Raw genomic sequence first — 14,515 nt, 5'->3', positions numbered from 1 at the left:
AATAAAGGTTCCCGTTCGACTTGCATGTGTTAAGCACGCCGCCAGCGTTCGTCCTGAGCCAGGATCAAACTCTCCGAAAAAACTTGGTCTTTTTTCGCTATACTGCGTCACGGCTTCGCTGCGTGTCCTCGACGTACACGAGTACGTCTGCGGGACGCTGCTTCGCCGTTCCTTGCCTAGCGAAAAAATCTCTGCGTTTTTTTCACTAACTCCGGCTGTGGTATCATCACGGTAGAATTAGTGAAAATCACTTTTCAAGTTTGCAGAGAGCCGTTGATTGGCTCTTTTTATCTTTGGATACGATTCTTTCGAATCGTATAAAGAAATTGTCGATTGCTTTTACAAATGTAGTTCACAATCGATGTTTCATCAAGATTCCTCTTGATGGACATCTGGCTTGAATCATATAGATGATTCATTTCTGCATTGTTTAGTTTTCAAGGAACACCGCCGAATTGCTTCGGCTGTTCGCCGCTCGTTCTTCACAGGCGACTCGACTATCTTACTTCATCCGCGAGGGATTGTCAAGCACTTTTTGAAGTTTTTTCGAGCGTCTTACTGTCGCTCGCCGCAACAGCAATTAACATAATACACGAAAGCGGACGGACTGTCAACACCTTTTTGAAAAGGTGAAAGTCCGCCCGTTCATGATCCAGCAGAGACAATTTCAGTCGGAATAGCCCGCCCAAATCTTATAGACCTTGCCTTCGCCATTTACATAGAAATCCAGCGAAATCAGTCCCCAGCCGTAGGAGTAGCAGCGGCCCTGGCTCGCCTTCATTGCTTGCGGCAGCGTGCCGTAGGCGCGTTGGATATCGCTCAGGCTGCTGCCCACATGGATGCCGCGCGGTGTCGCGATACCGTTGTCTGCCGATGTCATCATGGAGGACACCGTCAACCGTTTTGTTTCGATGCCTACAATAAAGGAATCGCCGTAATGATAAATCCAAAGCGGAATATCCCCCGACCCTGGCGTGCCTGCATAATACTCAACCCAATCGGGATCGCCGTAGACGCTCTTCACATAGTCGGCGTCGCTGCCGAACTGTATGCCGCCGAGCGCATAGTCCGCATCAGGCAGACGCGCCGCCGAGCAGAGATTCGCTGCAAGCAGCACGAGGACAGCGGCAAGAAGCATTGCATGCCGTTTCATAATGAATCCCTCCTTTTATTTCGCCTCTCGCAAAACCATTTCTCGTTCGAGGCGGAAACTCCTTCCATAAAAATAAAAAGCAGCCCATAATCCTACGAGCTGCTCAGATCCATATATCAGCGGAAGATCGCCACGATGCCCCAGACGATCAAGGCGATCCACGCGATAAGCGCGATCGAGGCGAGTGCCATGATGTACGGCAGCCGCCGCCCAAGCCGCTCGGCTCTCACCTGTGCATCCGCACGCACTTGTGGCGGCAGGAAGCGGATCAGACCGAAGACCGCCGCCGGCAAGACCGCCGCATCGTCGACCATGCCGAGGACAGGAACAGCATCCGGAATGATGTCGATCGGGCTGATGCAGTAGAGCAGTCCGAGGAGGAATGCCGCCTTGATTGCTGCAGGCGTGCGAGAATCCTTGAGTGCCACCATCATGATAAGCAAATCTTCACGAAACATCTTCAAAAAGGAAAAAATCTTCCACATAAAACCGCCTCCCTGCCAAAATCATCTCACAGCAGAGGTCTTCAGCCCGCTTGCGATCAAACATACGGCAAGCTGATTCAGACTGACCCCCTCCGCTTTGGCACTGAGCGCCAGCTCTCGATGCAGACTTTTGGGCAGGCGCAGATTGAATTTTCCGCTGAAGTTTTCTTCCGACTGCGGCTTCGGTATGGTCAGCCCCTCTTCCAATGCAGCTTCTAGCCAACATCTCTTTGCATCTTCCAGCAAATCCAGAAGTTCCGCTTTCGTCTCCGCCTGTGTAATGCATCCTTTCAATTCCGCCACATAACCGACGTAACCGCCGGCCGCATCCGCTTCGATAATTTCACGATACGGCAACGCCATATAGTATGCAATATCCCTTTTCATATCGTCACCCTCGCAAACCGACAACAAATCAAGCATCAGCATCATCCAAAGCTAGGATGACCTGCCGCACATAAGCTTCTTTCACATACGGCTCTTTCTTCGGAATCGTAAGCGGCAGACACCCTTTTTTCCGAAACGTCCAATGACTGGATCCGCTTCTCGGCTGCCGCTTCTCATACCCGATGGATTCCAGCACTTTCGCGACTTCCTCAAACGAAACCGCCTTGGGATTGTTCCGAATGCGTGCGATAAGTTTTTCCCACTTGCTCAAGGCATTTCCACCCCCATATATAGTACCACACCCAACCTTTTGAAGCAAATCTCACTTCGCCAACGCTTCCGCCAGCGCATCGTGCACGAGCTTTGCGTACTGCTCCGTGCCCGCGTCGTTCGGGTGCACGCCGTCGCCCGAGAGCCACTCGGGGTGCTTCGATACGAGTCCGTACCAGTCGATGACTGTCACATTCTTATTCTCGGCGGCCATCTTTCGGATGTATTCATTGTTCGGATCCTGCCACGAAAGGTGCGGCGCGTAGACATTAACCCAGAAGATGCGGCGGCTCGATCCCAAAAGTTTCAAAAGCCCCTGCGTCTGTTCCACATAGCGCTCGCCGGCGGCGAGCGGCCCGTTCGTGCCGAGCGAGACGACGACGATGCTGCCGAGTCTGCCCTGCGCCGCGAGGCTCTGCGCGGCTTCGATTCCGCCGCCCACATAGCGCGAGACTTCCGCATCGACCGCGCAGCCGGGCAGCGCCTTTTGCAAATCTCCCGCCGCAGACAGCATGACCGAATCGCCGATGCAGGCGACACCCGAAAGATCCACCGCCTTCATGCGTGCCGCCTTGTCCTCAGCAGCTTTTGCCGCCGCTGCCTTCTCGGCTTCTTCCTTCTGCCGCGCGAGCTCCGCCGCATTCTTTTCAAGACGTGCATTGAGCTGCGCGCGTGCCTCCGCCTTGTAGCCGGCAGGCGCCGCAAGCCCCTTACAGCCGAAGCCCATCAAGAAGACGCCGCACAAAGTGAAAGCGAGAAAGCATGCCCCCTGCGCATAGACAAGGCGATTGCCGAACGCAGGCAGCTCGCGCCTGCCGACGCTCTTCGTCAACGCCTCCGTCCACATGGCGAGCAGCACGATGACGGCGATCTCCCACGCGGCAAAATACGGCATCGCTTCCCAGCCCTTTTGTTGAAACAAGAAGATCACGGGGTACTGCCAGAGGAAGATGCCATAGCTGCGCGTGCCAATCCAGCGAAAGACGCGCATATCGAGAAACTTGCCGATCGTCATGCCGCGATCCGCCGTGATCGCGAGCAAAAGACAGAATAGAAGCGTCACGAGGAACATGCCGCCCCGATAGAGCAACGGATTCGCGCCATCGAAAAAAACGCAAGCGAAGAGGACGGCGACGAACAGAAGCTCGAAACTGACAAACTCTGCAATCTCGCGCCAAAGCGGATTCTTCTTCGCCGCAGAAGCCCCCGCACGCCAAAGCCCCATCGCTGCACCCAAGAGGAGCGCAAAAACACGCGTATCCGTGCCATAGTAAAGGCGCGTCACATCTGCCCCCAGCTGATACGAAAGCGGCATGAGGAACGCCGTCCCCAAACCGAGCGCGGCGATGACTGCTATGCCTGCTCCTTTCCCCAAGCAATGCGAGACAAGCGTATAAAGAAGAAAGAGCAGCGGCCACAAGACGAACGCATATTGCAGCTCGATGCCCATAAACCACAGATGCGTAAACGGCGATGCATTGGCGATGCGCGTGAAATAGTCGGCATTCGCGGCGATCTGCCACCAGTTGTTATAACCGAGCACGACGGAAAGGACCTCCTCGCGCATATCCACGACCGTCTCGGGAAGCACGAAGGAATATACGCCGAGAGTCACGAGGAGCACGACGACGAGGGCGGGATACATGCGCAAAAGGCGCTTCAAAAAATAACGTCCGAGAGAAAATTCGCCCGCGAGCCGTTCCCGCTCCATCGTGTAGGCGAGAAGATACCCCGTCAAAACAAAAAACAAGGATACCCCGAGGTATCCCCCTTTCACCACATCGGGAAATATATGAAACAACGTGACGCCGATGATCGCCGAGGTGCGCAAAGCATCGAGCCCTTGAATCCGATTCGTCGGTCTTCCTCCAACGTAATCTGCCATAAATCCACCATCCTTTGTGTGCCCTCCATTATCGCACAAACGAAAAGCCTCTTCAAGGGATTTTCGTTTGCTTTCGGAAGGGACGAATTGTATAATTAAGAAAACGACGCCCCCTGCTCGGACTTTTGAAAGAGGCTCCTGCAGATCTAGATACAGAGTCTATACGAAAGGAGCGTCTGCAACGTCATGAAGGCACTCTGTGATACAAATATCATTCTCGATGTACTATTTGCAAGAGAACAATGAAAGGACGGATAAATATGGACACTCTGCTGCAAAACATCTCAGCCATTCTTGAGCACCCGGCGAGCCTCATCGCGCTTATCGCTGTGCTCTTCGCGATTCTCTCGCACCTCTACTTCCGGCGCGTGCGGCTCACGACGCCGATGATCGTGACCATCGCCCTCATGCTCGCGATGACCGTCATCCTGCACCAGTTTCGCCTCTACCACATGCCGCAGGGCGGCAGCGTGACGCTCGGCGCGATGGTGCCCCTGCTCTTCGTTTCCTATCGCTACGGAGTCGGCACGGGCTGCCTCGCTGGCTTCCTCTACGGCATCTTCAACATGATGCAGGATCCGTATCTGCTGCACCCCGTGCAGGTGCTCTTCGACTACCCGCTGCCCTACATGGCGCTCTCGCTCGCCGCGCTCTTTCCCGCACACCGCATGGCGTCGACGGCGCTCGCCTTCCTCGCGCGCTTTTTCTGCCACATCGTGAGCGGTGTCGTATTCTTCGCGTCCTACGCTCCCGCAGGCACAAGCCCCCTCGTCTACTCGCTGACCTTCAACGCGACGTACCTCGTTCCCGAGTGCCTGATCTGCTTCGCCCTCTTGAAGGTGCTGCCCGTAGAAAGGCTCATGGCGGCGATGGATCGCCAAACGGCGCCGCACGCGCACTGATCATCCCATTCACACAAAACGGAAAGAAGTTTTTTATCCCATGGAACAAAAAAAGCGCGGCATGATCGCCGCCCTCTCCACCTATATCATCTGGGGTTTTCTGCCGCTCTACTGGAATCTCCTCACTGCGGCTTCCGCCGCTGAAATCCTCGCGCATCGCATCTCATGGTCGTTCGTCTTCATGCTGCTCGTCCTCGCCGTCTCCAAACGCTGGCAGAACTTCTGCCAGGATTGCAGCGCACTCCGTCAAAACCGACGGCGTGCGCTGCTCCTTTTCGGCGCTTCGATCCTCATTACCATCAACTGGCTGACCTATATATGGGCGGTCAATAACGGTCACGTCATCGACACGAGTCTCGGCTACTACAGCACCCCGCTGATGAACGTCGCATTCGGCGTCGTACTCTTCAAGGAACGGCTCACGCCGTCCGCCCGTGTCAGCGTCCTCCTCGCCTTCTGCGGCGTCGTGCTCATGACCGTGCAGATCGGCAAACTGCCGTGGGTCGCGCTCATGCTCGCCGTGACCTTCGGACTCTACGGCGCACTGAAAAAGAAGCTCGCGCTGCATCCCTTTTCGAGCATCACGCTCGAAACTCTGCTCGTACTGCCCGTATTCCTGCCTTACGCCATCTATCTGGCGGGCGAGCCGACGAGTCAGTTCAGCTTGGCGACGCCGCGTGAAATGCTGCTCCTTATCGGCTCCGGCGCCGCCACCGCCACGCCGCTCATCCTCTTTTCCTACGGCGCGAACCTCCTGCCATTGAACGTCCTCGGCTTCTTCCAATACCTGAGTCCGACGATCGCTCTCCTCCTCGGCGTATTCTTCTTTCACGAGCCTTTCGGCGCAGCGCAGCTCTCCGCCTGCGCCTGCATCTGGGCGGCTCTTTTGATCTTCACGCTCTCCGAGCGCGTGCGGTAAGGAAATGACCTCCCCACAGAGATGCTCAGACGCAGCTTCGATCTCGTCACGATAGAGCCTCTCCCACATAATGTTTAACAATCGCCGTCTTTTCTGCTATAATAGAGTATCGCGACAAAAAATAGCCGCAGCTTGAAAAGAGCGGCGGCTTGATTCAGAGAGGATGGAATATGACGATGCGACAGATCTCGCCGGGGCAGGAGCGTTGGGCGCTCCTCATCATGGCGTTTCTCTTTGCGCTTGCCGCACCGTTCCTGCCGGTTTTGGGCGTGGTCTTTCTTCTGGGCTGGACGGCGCCGCTGGTCGTCTTGATCGTGCGTCACGGCTACGGCTACGCCGTGCCCGGCGTCGTTCTTGCGGCAGGTTTCTACTATGCCGTGCTCGGCGCTCTGGGGGCACTGCATACGCTTTTTCTCGTCGTGCCGCTGGCGTTCTTCCTAGGATTCGGCCTTCGCCGCAAATGGGAGGCGGTGCGCCTCATCAAGTGGGGTCTTGTGATCTCGCTTTTGGGCACGCTCGTCTCGCTGCTCTTTGCAGCGCTCATCTTCGGCGTTGACCCGCTGGCGCCCTTTATCGAAGCTGTGCGCGAGTCGTACCAGGGGCTTGGCTCTGCCATGCAGTCGAGCGGCAGCCTTACGCCGACCGAGACACAGGCTTTGGAGAAGCAGGTCGCCTCGCTCGTCGAGACAGTCTCTCTGATCGCACCGACGATCTTCGTCGTGGAGTCGGCTCTCGCCGTCCTCGTGAACTTCGTCGCCGCGGGCGTCCTGTTCTCTCGTATTGGCCAGAAGATGCCGTCCTTGCCGCCGTTTCGTGAGTGGCGCTTTTCCGTCTACTTTCTCTTCCTCTTCGGCTTTTCCCTCGTGGGACTTTACTGGGGCGGCACGCGCCACATCTCGCTTCTTTACGAAGCCGCGCTCAACGGCGACATCATCGCGACGTTCGCGGGTCTCATCCAGGGCTTTTCGCTCTTGTGGTACGTGGCCGACCACTGGAAGATCGGACGCTTCTGGCGCTGGACGATCGTCGCCTTTGCCGTTTTAAGTGCATTCCTCATGCAGCTCATCGCCTTTACGGGACTTTTCGATATGTACTTCGACTACCGCCGCCGCTTCAGCCGTCGGCGCTAGGAGATGCCGTCCCATCGGCATTTTCCAATCTCATAGGAGGTGGCTTTCTTGCCCCGAAATCTGTCGGCGTGGGTGGACGCCTGCGTCCATCTCGCCACTTTGCTGGCACTCGTGTTGGTGCTGTCTTATTACAACACGTATGTAGCTTCCATCGCTTTCGTCGTCTGGCTGCTCGTCGCGCTCTTCGCGCGCGAGCGCTGCCGGGCGCGCAAGCTCGCCTTTGACACCTACTGCCGCGACGTCGTGCGCAACGTCAGCGAGGTGACGAACTTCGCGATCGAGCGTCTGCCGCAGGCAGTCGTCATCGTCAACCCCGAGGGGCGCATCGCCTGGACGAACAGTATCGCCAAAGAGTATCTGGGGGCAAATCCCGAGCCGGGACTTTCCCTCAAGGATTTCTGGCCGGGCGTCATATTAGAGCCGATCTGGGGCGCGTCGGGCGAGTATGTGTTCGCCCATGAAGCGCACTATTACAAGGTGCGCTACCGCCCCATCGTGACGTCGGACGACATCCAGGGCCTCATGGCGCTCTATGTGGAAGACTGGACGGAATACGAGGAGATGCGCATCTTCTTCAAGAACAGCCGCGCCGTACTCGCCTACATCCAGATTGACAATTTCGACGAGGTCATGCAGGGGCTTTCCGAGGCGGAGCGCACGGCGCTGCTCTTCGAGGCGAACCGCCGTCTCGACGAATGGCTCAAGGGACTCGGCGGCTTCATGCGCCGCGTGAGCGACGATCTCTACGTCGCCGTGCTGGAGCGAAAATCCCTTGACCGCGCGATCGAGGAGCACTTCGACATCCTCGACCGCGTGCGCAACCTGCAGAGCACGAACCGCCTGCCGCTGACGCTTTCCATGGGGCTTGCCGTCGCGGAAGAGCAGTCGATGGAAGAGCTTGGCCGAGAAGCGCAGGCGGGACTCGACCTCGCACTCGGGCGCGGCGGCGACCAAGTCGCTGTGCGCATGGGCGGCAAGAACCAGTTCTTCGGCGGCAAGGCGAAGGCGGTCGAGAAACATACGCGCGTCAAGGCGCGCGTCGTCGCCCATGCCGTGCGCGAGATCATCGAGAATGCCGACGAAGTCTTCATCATGGGACACCACAACGAGGACTTCGACTGCTTCGGCGCAGCGATCGGCGTGGCGAAGATGGCGCACGAACTCAAAAAGCCCGTTCATATCGTCTTGAGCGATATGAATGAGGGCATCGACAAGCTCACCGATCTTTTGCGGGACGCGCCCGAATACGAGGGCCTGCTCATTCGTGCCGAGGACTTGGAGACGATCGATTCCTTGAATCCCGTGCTCTTCGTCGTCGACACGCACATCCCGCACCTCGTCGCCGCGCCCGTGCTCCTAGAGCGCATCGCGCAGGTCATCGTCATCGACCACCATCGCCGCTCGGGCGAGAGCTTCATCAAGTCGCCGTTGCTCGTCTATATCGAGCCGGCATCGAGCTCGACGAGCGAGCTTGTGACGGAGCTTTTGATGTACTTCAACGACGACCTCGTGCTCTCGCGCCTCGCGGCGACAGCGCTCTATTCGGGCATCGTCGTCGATACGAAAAACTTTACCGTGCAGACGGGCATCCGCACCTTCGAGGCGGCGGCCTATCTTCGGCGAGGCGGCGCGGATCCCGTCGTCGTACGTCACCTTTTCCGTGCGGACTTCGATACGGAGAAGGCGCTTTCCACGGCGAAAGCGGGAGCGCGTCTTTTCCCCGGCGGACTCATCACGGCGCGATTCCCTGCCGTCATCCCGAATGTGCAGGCGATCGCAGGCCAGGTCGCAGACGCGCTCCTTCGCATCGAGGGCGTGCGCATGAGCCTCGTCTTCTTCCAGCTCGACGCCGACACCGTCGGCATCAGCGCCCGCTCGACGGGCGAGCTGAACATGCAGGTCATCATGGAAAGCTTCGGCGGCGGCGGTCATCAGAACGTCGCGGGCGCACAGGTCAAGGGCGAGCCGCTCGCCTCGATCGAGGAACGCGCCATCGCCATCAGTGAGAAACATATAGAGGAGAATGATAAAGATGAAAGTGATATTGCAGCAGGACGTCAAGAAGGTCGGAAGCAAGGGTGACATCGTCGAGGTTTCGGAAGGCTACGGCAGGAACTTCCTGCTGCCCAAGAAGCTCGCCGTCGAAGCGACGGCAGCGAACCTTGAGACGGCGAAGCAGAAGGCGAATTCCGCCGCAAGGAAGAAGCAGCAGGCGACCGACGAGGCGCGTCTTCTGGCCGCGCAGCTCGAAAAGGTCAGCGTCAAGGTCGCCGTGCGCATCGGCGAAGGCGGCAAGCTCTTCGGCTCGGTCACGGGAAAAGACGTCGCCGACGCGCTCGCCAAGGAGCACGGCATCGACGTCGACCGCCGCAAGATTTCGCTGAAGAGCGAGGTCACGGGCGCGGGCGAGTACGAGGCAGTGATCAAGGTGCATCCCGAGATCCAGAGCACGATCCGCGTTCTCGTCGTCGCCGAATGAAGAGGAAAGAGGTATCATGCTGAAATTTTTCAAGCGTCTTTTCTCAAGCCCCGCAGCGCCCGCGCCCGAACCTCAGGCCGACGCGGCGGCAGAGCGCCTCGACCGCGAGATCGACGCGCTCTATTCGATTCTCGCCGACGAGGCGGGATCGGACAGGCTCGTCATCAAGGCGGGTAAGATGGATGCCATGCGCCTCATGCGCTCGCCCGTTCGCGGCGAGCGCGTTCTTGCGCTTGAGCGCATCGTTTACGAGAACCCGACGATCGAGCGCGTGCCGACGGAGTCGGAGATCCCCGCCATCCTCGTCGAGCTTTCCGAGCGCATCGCCGACATCATGGCGCGGCGCAGCATGGAGGACAAGATCGAGCAGAAGATTCAGGAAAAGCTTGAAGAGAACCATCAGGACTATGTGCAGGACATCCGCATGCAGGTCTTGAAGGACGAGAAGAGCGCGCTCGAGTCGCCGCAGGCGGCGAAGAAGCGCGAGGAACTCGAAGCGCTCGAAAAGGTTCATCTCACACAGTCCGTCATGGAGCTTCTGCGCCCCAAGACGCTCGAAGAGGTCGTCGGCCAAGAGCGTGCCGTCAAGGCGCTCGCTTCGAAGCTCGCCTCGCCCTACCCGCAGCACCTCCTGCTCTACGGGCCTCCGGGCGTCGGCAAGACGACGGCGGCGCGCATCGTCCTCGAAGCCGTCAAGAAGGAGGCGCACTCGCCTTTTGCCGCGAACGCGCCCTTCGTCGAGACGGACGGCACGACGCTGCGCTGGGATTCGCGCGACATGACGAACCCGCTCTTAGGCTCGGTGCACGATCCGATCTATCAAGGTGCGCGCCGCGACCTCGCCGACGGCGGCATCCCCGAGCCGAAGCCTGGCATGGTCACGGAAGCGCACGGCGGCATCCTCTTCATCGACGAGATCGGCGAGATGGACGAAATGCTGCAGAACAAGCTTCTGAAGGTGCTCGAAGACAAGCGTGCCTTCTTCGAGTCCGCCTACTACGACCATACGGATGAGAAGGTGCCGCCCTACATTCGGAAGCTCTTCGAGGAGGGCGCACCGGCCGACTTCGTGCTCATCGGCGCGACGACGCGCGACGCCTCGCACATCAACCCTGCGCTGCGCTCGCGCTGCGCGGAAATCTACTTCGAGCCTCTGACGCCCAAGCACATCGAGGAGATCGTGCAGAATGCGGCGAAGAAGCTCAAGGTCGAGGTCGCAGAGGAAGTCGTGCGCCTCATCAGCGAGTATACGACGGAAGGCCGCAAGGCGATCAACATCCTCGCCGACGCCTACAGCCTCGCGCTCTCGCGCACAAAAGAAGGCGAAGACGTCAAGATCTCCAAGGGCGACATCTACGAGGTCGCGCAGGTCAGCCGCCTCTACCAGTTCGTGACGAAGAAGGCTTCGAAGAAGCCCGAGGTCGGGCACGTCTTCGGACTCGGCGTCGCGGGATTCCTAGGCTCTGTCATCGAGATCGAGGCCGTCGTCTTCCCCGCCGAGGAAAAGGGCAAGGGACAGGTGCGCTTCAACGAGACGGCGGGCAGCATGGCGAAGGACTCCGTATTCAACGCGGCCTCCGTGCTGCGCCATCTGACGGGCAAGAGCATCCACGACTACGACGTGCACATCAACGTCATCGGCGGCGGCAACATCGACGGCCCGAGCGCGGGCACGGCGATCCTCGCGGCGCTCGTCAGCGCCGTGACGGAGAAGCCGCTCAGGCAGGACGTCGCGGTCACGGGCGAAATCTCGCTCGCTGGCCGCGTGCGCCCCGTCGGCGGCGTCTTTGAAAAGGCGTACGGCGCGAAGCAGGCGGGCATCCGGACGCTCGTCATACCAAAGGAAAATGACAAAGACATCCCCGAGGGTCACTTGGGGCTTGACATCTACGCCGTCGAGACGGCGGAGGAAGCCTTCGCCGTGCTCTTTGCGCCCGAGGCGGACGGCGAGCCGCTGCGGCTGAAACTCGAAAAGCCGCAGAACAGCGAAAAAGGCCGCGCCGACAGCGCGGCGATCGACACGGAAAACTCCGCTGAATCATCGCTCGAAAAGCCAAAGGAGGCCGTCTGAAATGGATCGCATGCCGCCCGCAAGCATCGAAGCCGAACAGGCCGTTCTCGGCGCAATGCTCTTAAAGCCCGACGCTGTGACGACCGCCGCCGAGGAACTTTCGGCAGACGACTTCTACCGCGAGACGCATCGGCTGATCTTCGAGGCCATGATGGAACTCAAGGAGCGCACGGAGCCTGTCGACCTCGTGACCTTGACCGAGCAGCTCAAGAAGGCGGACAAGCTCGCGAAGATCGGCGGCATCCCCGCGCTGTCCTTGATTGCGAACTCCGTGCCGACGGCGGCGAACGTGCATTACCACGCGCGCATCGTGCATGAGAAGGCGCAGCTTCGCTCGCTGATCAACGCCGCGACGGAGATCGCGGGCGCCGCCTATGAGAGCGCCGACGAAGTCGAGGACATCATGGACAGCGCGGAAAAGCGCATCCTCCAAGTCGCTTCGGGCAAGCGCAGCAAGGACTTCGTGCCGCTGCAGGACATCCTTCTCGACACCTTGGAGCAAATCGATCTGCGCTACAACAACAAGGGCAGCATCACGGGACTGCCGACGGGCTTCACGGAGCTTGACCATCTGACGGCGGGGCTGCAGAAGTCCGACCTCATCCTCGTCGCCGCACGCCCCTCGATGGGCAAGACGGCATTCACGCTCAATATCGCGGCGCACGTCGTGCTGCGCGCGAAAGAGCCCGTCGCCTTCTTTTCCCTGGAAATGAGCAAAGAGCAGCTCGTGCAGCGTCTCCTGTGCTCGGAAGGGCGCATCGACTCGCAGCGCCTGCGCGTCGGTGAGCTTGAGGAAAAGGAGTGGGGCGACCTCATCGACACGGCGAACCGGCTTTCCGCCGCGCCGCTCTACATCGACGACACGCCGGGCATCACCGTCATGGAACTGCGCTCGAAAGCGCGCCGCCTGAAGGCCGAGCACGGTCTTTCGCTCATCGTCATCGACTATCTGCAGCTCATGCAGGGACGCGCGAGTAAGAGCGGCGACAACCGCCAGCAGGAGATCTCGGAGATCTCGCGCTCCTTGAAGGCGCTCGCGCGTGAGCTGAACGTGCCCGTCATCGCGCTCTCGCAGCTCTCGAGAAGCGTCGAGTCGCGCCAGATCAAGCGTCCGATGCTTTCCGACCTACGCGAATCCGGCTCTTTGGAGCAGGACGCCGACATCGTCATGTTCCTCTACCGCGAGGATTATTACGATCCCGAAACGGAGAACAAGAACATCACGGAAGTCATCATCGCCAAGCACAGGAACGGCCCCGTCGACACCGTCGATCTTACGTTCCTCAAGCAGTTTACGAAGTTCGGCAATCTCTCACGCATGCAATAGACCTAGGAGGACACGATGGAATACGACAAGAAGGAACTTGACGCCCGCTTGAAGGACGAGCTGCACCATGCGGGTCACCGCTGGCGCAACCGCTTTCATCTGGAACTGCCGTTCGGCTTCACGGGCAGTGTGAAGGGACTCGTTTTCTTCCAGGGCGAGTACCATCTCTTCTGCCAGTGGAATCCCTTTTCGACCGAGGACAAGAACAAGGGCTGGGTCGAATTCAAGACGCGCGATTTCGTCTACTGGACCGATCCGAAGCTCGTCCTGTGGCCGACGGACGACAACGATAAGGGCGGCTGCGGCTCCGGCTGCGCCTTCATCAACGGCGGGAACTTGCGCGTCTTCTACACGGGCAGACGTGAGGAAGAGGGAAAACGTGCGAACCGCCAGATTCTCGGCACGATGACGAAAGAAGGCGTCATCCGCAAGGATATGGTGCTCATCAAAGAGCAGCCTGAAGGATATACCGACCACTTCCAGGGGCCGCACTTCTTCGTGCGCGACAGCCACGCTTATGCGCTCCTCGGCGCACAGGCGGCGCCCGCAGACGACGCACGCGGCTGCCTTCTGCTCTATCGAGAGGAGAAGGGACTCTTCCACTTTGCCGGCGAGCTGAAGACACAGCTCGGCTTCTTCGGCAAGGTTTGGGAATGCCCGGCACTCCTCTCCTTCGGCAAGCACGACGTGCTCTTCTTTTCGCCGCGCGGTCTCTCCGATCGCGAGTTCGACTGGCAGAACCTCTTCCAATCGGGCTACATCGTGGGGCATCTGTCTCTTGCGGGACGCGAGATGATTCACGGCAAATTCCACGAGCTCGACCGCGGCTTCGACTTCTTCGCGCCGCATGTGGGCGTGCACGAGGGGCGTGCGCTGCTCTTCGGCTGGCTGAGCATGCCGCACAAGGACGAGGACTATCCGACGGGAGAGCACGGCTGGATGCATGCCTTGACCCTGCCGCGCGTCCTGACGCTCAAGCAGGGCAAGATCTTCTCAAGACCCGCACCCGAACTCAAGGCGCTTCGCGTAGCGAGGAGCGCGCGTGAACTTTCGGGACGCGCCGTGCCGTCCCTCAAGACGGAACTTGCCTACTGCTCGGAGATCCTCATGAACATCGTCATGGGCGTCGCCCAGCGCATCAAGATCGAGCTTCGCTACGGCAGGGAAAAGGTGAAGATCAGCTACAACCGCGAGACAGACATCGTCGAGATCAGCCGCGAGGGAATGAAGCTCGGCGGCCGCGGCGTGCGGAGCTTCAAGCTCTACACCTATCACTCGCTCGCCATGAACATCTTCATCGACCGCACGGCCATCGAGATCTTCTTCCAGAACGGCGAGGAGGTCGCCTCCTTCCTCGTATTCCCCGAAGAGGACGTCGCTCCTGTCTTCTCCGTCGAAGCCGACGCCCCGATGGAAAAGGTCATGGGATCGATCTGGGATCTCGACCGCCTGCGCTACGGAGAGCTCAAGCAGCAGAAGAGAAAGTACAGGTTCTAGGAAATGGACA

At 59.1% G+C, this 14,515-nt stretch carries 13 protein-coding genes and 1 rRNA gene; 8 read left to right on the top strand and 6 right to left on the bottom strand.

Features of this window, described 5'->3' with window-relative positions; translation table 11 throughout:
* From HMPREF1153_RS03655 to HMPREF1153_RS03630, 6 genes are all read right to left on the bottom strand, one after another.
* Window positions 1-80, bottom strand: a 16S ribosomal RNA gene (locus HMPREF1153_RS03655); the annotation flags it as partial.
* 587 nt (window positions 81-667) lie between these two features.
* Window positions 668-1,153 carry a hypothetical protein gene (locus HMPREF1153_RS03650; protein WP_009645574.1) on the bottom strand — a complete coding sequence of 162 codons (486 nt, stop codon included), beginning with the start codon at window positions 1,151-1,153 and terminating at the stop codon, window positions 668-670.
* Between the two features lie 116 nt (window positions 1,154-1,269).
* Complete coding sequence (locus tag HMPREF1153_RS03645) at window positions 1,270-1,638, bottom strand: YkvA family protein (protein WP_009645579.1); 369 nt, start codon at window positions 1,636-1,638, stop codon at window positions 1,270-1,272.
* A gap of 21 nt (window positions 1,639-1,659) precedes the next feature.
* Window positions 1,660-2,061 carry a type II toxin-antitoxin system HicB family antitoxin gene (locus HMPREF1153_RS03640; RefSeq protein ID WP_009645578.1) on the bottom strand — a complete coding sequence of 134 codons (402 nt, stop codon included), beginning with the start codon at window positions 2,059-2,061 and terminating at the stop codon, window positions 1,660-1,662.
* Window positions 2,054-2,296, bottom strand: coding sequence for a hypothetical protein (locus HMPREF1153_RS03635; protein WP_006192907.1), 243 nt, complete (start codon window positions 2,294-2,296; stop codon window positions 2,054-2,056). The genes HMPREF1153_RS03640 and HMPREF1153_RS03635 overlap by 8 nt, the downstream gene beginning before the upstream one ends.
* A gap of 51 nt (window positions 2,297-2,347) precedes the next feature.
* Window positions 2,348-4,180 carry an acyltransferase family protein gene (locus tag HMPREF1153_RS03630; protein ID WP_009645573.1) on the bottom strand — a complete coding sequence of 611 codons (1,833 nt, stop codon included), beginning with the start codon at window positions 4,178-4,180 and terminating at the stop codon, window positions 2,348-2,350.
* 260 nt (window positions 4,181-4,440) lie between these two features.
* Here HMPREF1153_RS03630 and thiT point away from each other — a divergent pair, with 260 nt between their 5' ends.
* From thiT to HMPREF1153_RS03590, 8 genes are all read left to right on the top strand, one after another.
* On the top strand, window positions 4,441-5,082 hold the full coding sequence (gene thiT, locus HMPREF1153_RS03625; RefSeq protein WP_013740519.1) for an energy-coupled thiamine transporter ThiT: 642 nt from the start codon (window positions 4,441-4,443) through the stop codon (window positions 5,080-5,082).
* 40 nt (window positions 5,083-5,122) lie between these two features.
* Window positions 5,123-6,001, top strand: a complete 879-nt coding sequence (rarD, locus tag HMPREF1153_RS03620; RefSeq protein WP_009645582.1) for an EamA family transporter RarD — start codon at window positions 5,123-5,125, stop codon at window positions 5,999-6,001.
* Between the two features lie 170 nt (window positions 6,002-6,171).
* The gene (locus HMPREF1153_RS03615; RefSeq protein WP_009645575.1) at window positions 6,172-7,131 is read left to right on the top strand and encodes a YybS family protein; all 960 of its coding nucleotides are present in this window, start codon (window positions 6,172-6,174) and stop codon (window positions 7,129-7,131) included.
* Between the two features lie 48 nt (window positions 7,132-7,179).
* The gene (locus HMPREF1153_RS03610; protein WP_009645572.1) at window positions 7,180-9,213 is read left to right on the top strand and encodes a DHH family phosphoesterase; all 2,034 of its coding nucleotides are present in this window, start codon (window positions 7,180-7,182) and stop codon (window positions 9,211-9,213) included.
* The gene (rplI, locus tag HMPREF1153_RS03605) at window positions 9,164-9,610 is read left to right on the top strand and encodes a 50S ribosomal protein L9 (RefSeq protein ID WP_006193949.1); all 447 of its coding nucleotides are present in this window, start codon (window positions 9,164-9,166) and stop codon (window positions 9,608-9,610) included. Before HMPREF1153_RS03610 ends, rplI begins: the two co-directional genes overlap by 50 nt.
* Window positions 9,611-9,626: 16 nt before the next feature.
* Window positions 9,627-11,681 carry a Lon family ATP-dependent protease gene (lonC, locus tag HMPREF1153_RS03600; protein ID WP_009645577.1) on the top strand — a complete coding sequence of 685 codons (2,055 nt, stop codon included), beginning with the start codon at window positions 9,627-9,629 and terminating at the stop codon, window positions 11,679-11,681.
* 1 nt (window position 11,682) lies between these two features.
* Window positions 11,683-13,008: a replicative DNA helicase gene (gene dnaB / locus HMPREF1153_RS03595; RefSeq protein WP_009645576.1), complete on the top strand. Its 1,326-nt coding sequence runs from the start codon at window positions 11,683-11,685 to the stop codon at window positions 13,006-13,008.
* 15 nt (window positions 13,009-13,023) lie between these two features.
* Window positions 13,024-14,505 (top strand): glycoside hydrolase family 32 protein, encoded by a 1,482-nt coding sequence (locus HMPREF1153_RS03590; protein ID WP_009645580.1) that lies wholly within the window; start codon window positions 13,024-13,026, stop codon window positions 14,503-14,505.
* Window positions 14,506-14,515 lie beyond the last annotated feature (10 nt).

Origin of the sequence: Selenomonas sp. CM52, from assembly GCF_000292955.1 — a bacterium.
GTDB lineage: Bacteria > Bacillota > Negativicutes > Selenomonadales > Selenomonadaceae > Selenomonas.
This window is presented reverse-complemented; position numbering and strand designations above follow the sequence as displayed.

Coding starts and splice junctions, on each gene's coding strand:
- dnaB (WP_009645576.1), top strand. CDS start 11,683: ATGGATCGCATGCCGCCCGCAAGCATCGAAGCCGAACAGGCCGTTCTC.
- HMPREF1153_RS03645 (WP_009645579.1), bottom strand. CDS start 1,638: ATGTGGAAGATTTTTTCCTTTTTGAAGATGTTTCGTGAAGATTTGCTT.
- HMPREF1153_RS03640 (WP_009645578.1), bottom strand. CDS start 2,061: ATGCTTGATTTGTTGTCGGTTTGCGAGGGTGACGATATGAAAAGGGAT.
- HMPREF1153_RS03615 (WP_009645575.1), top strand. CDS start 6,172: ATGACGATGCGACAGATCTCGCCGGGGCAGGAGCGTTGGGCGCTCCTC.
- HMPREF1153_RS03650 (WP_009645574.1), bottom strand. CDS start 1,153: ATGAAACGGCATGCAATGCTTCTTGCCGCTGTCCTCGTGCTGCTTGCA.
- HMPREF1153_RS03590 (WP_009645580.1), top strand. CDS start 13,024: ATGGAATACGACAAGAAGGAACTTGACGCCCGCTTGAAGGACGAGCTG.
- HMPREF1153_RS03630 (WP_009645573.1), bottom strand. CDS start 4,180: ATGGCAGATTACGTTGGAGGAAGACCGACGAATCGGATTCAAGGGCTC.
- rarD (WP_009645582.1), top strand. CDS start 5,123: ATGGAACAAAAAAAGCGCGGCATGATCGCCGCCCTCTCCACCTATATC.
- thiT (WP_013740519.1), top strand. CDS start 4,441: ATGGACACTCTGCTGCAAAACATCTCAGCCATTCTTGAGCACCCGGCG.
- lonC (WP_009645577.1), top strand. CDS start 9,627: ATGCTGAAATTTTTCAAGCGTCTTTTCTCAAGCCCCGCAGCGCCCGCG.
- rplI (WP_006193949.1), top strand. CDS start 9,164: ATGAAAGTGATATTGCAGCAGGACGTCAAGAAGGTCGGAAGCAAGGGT.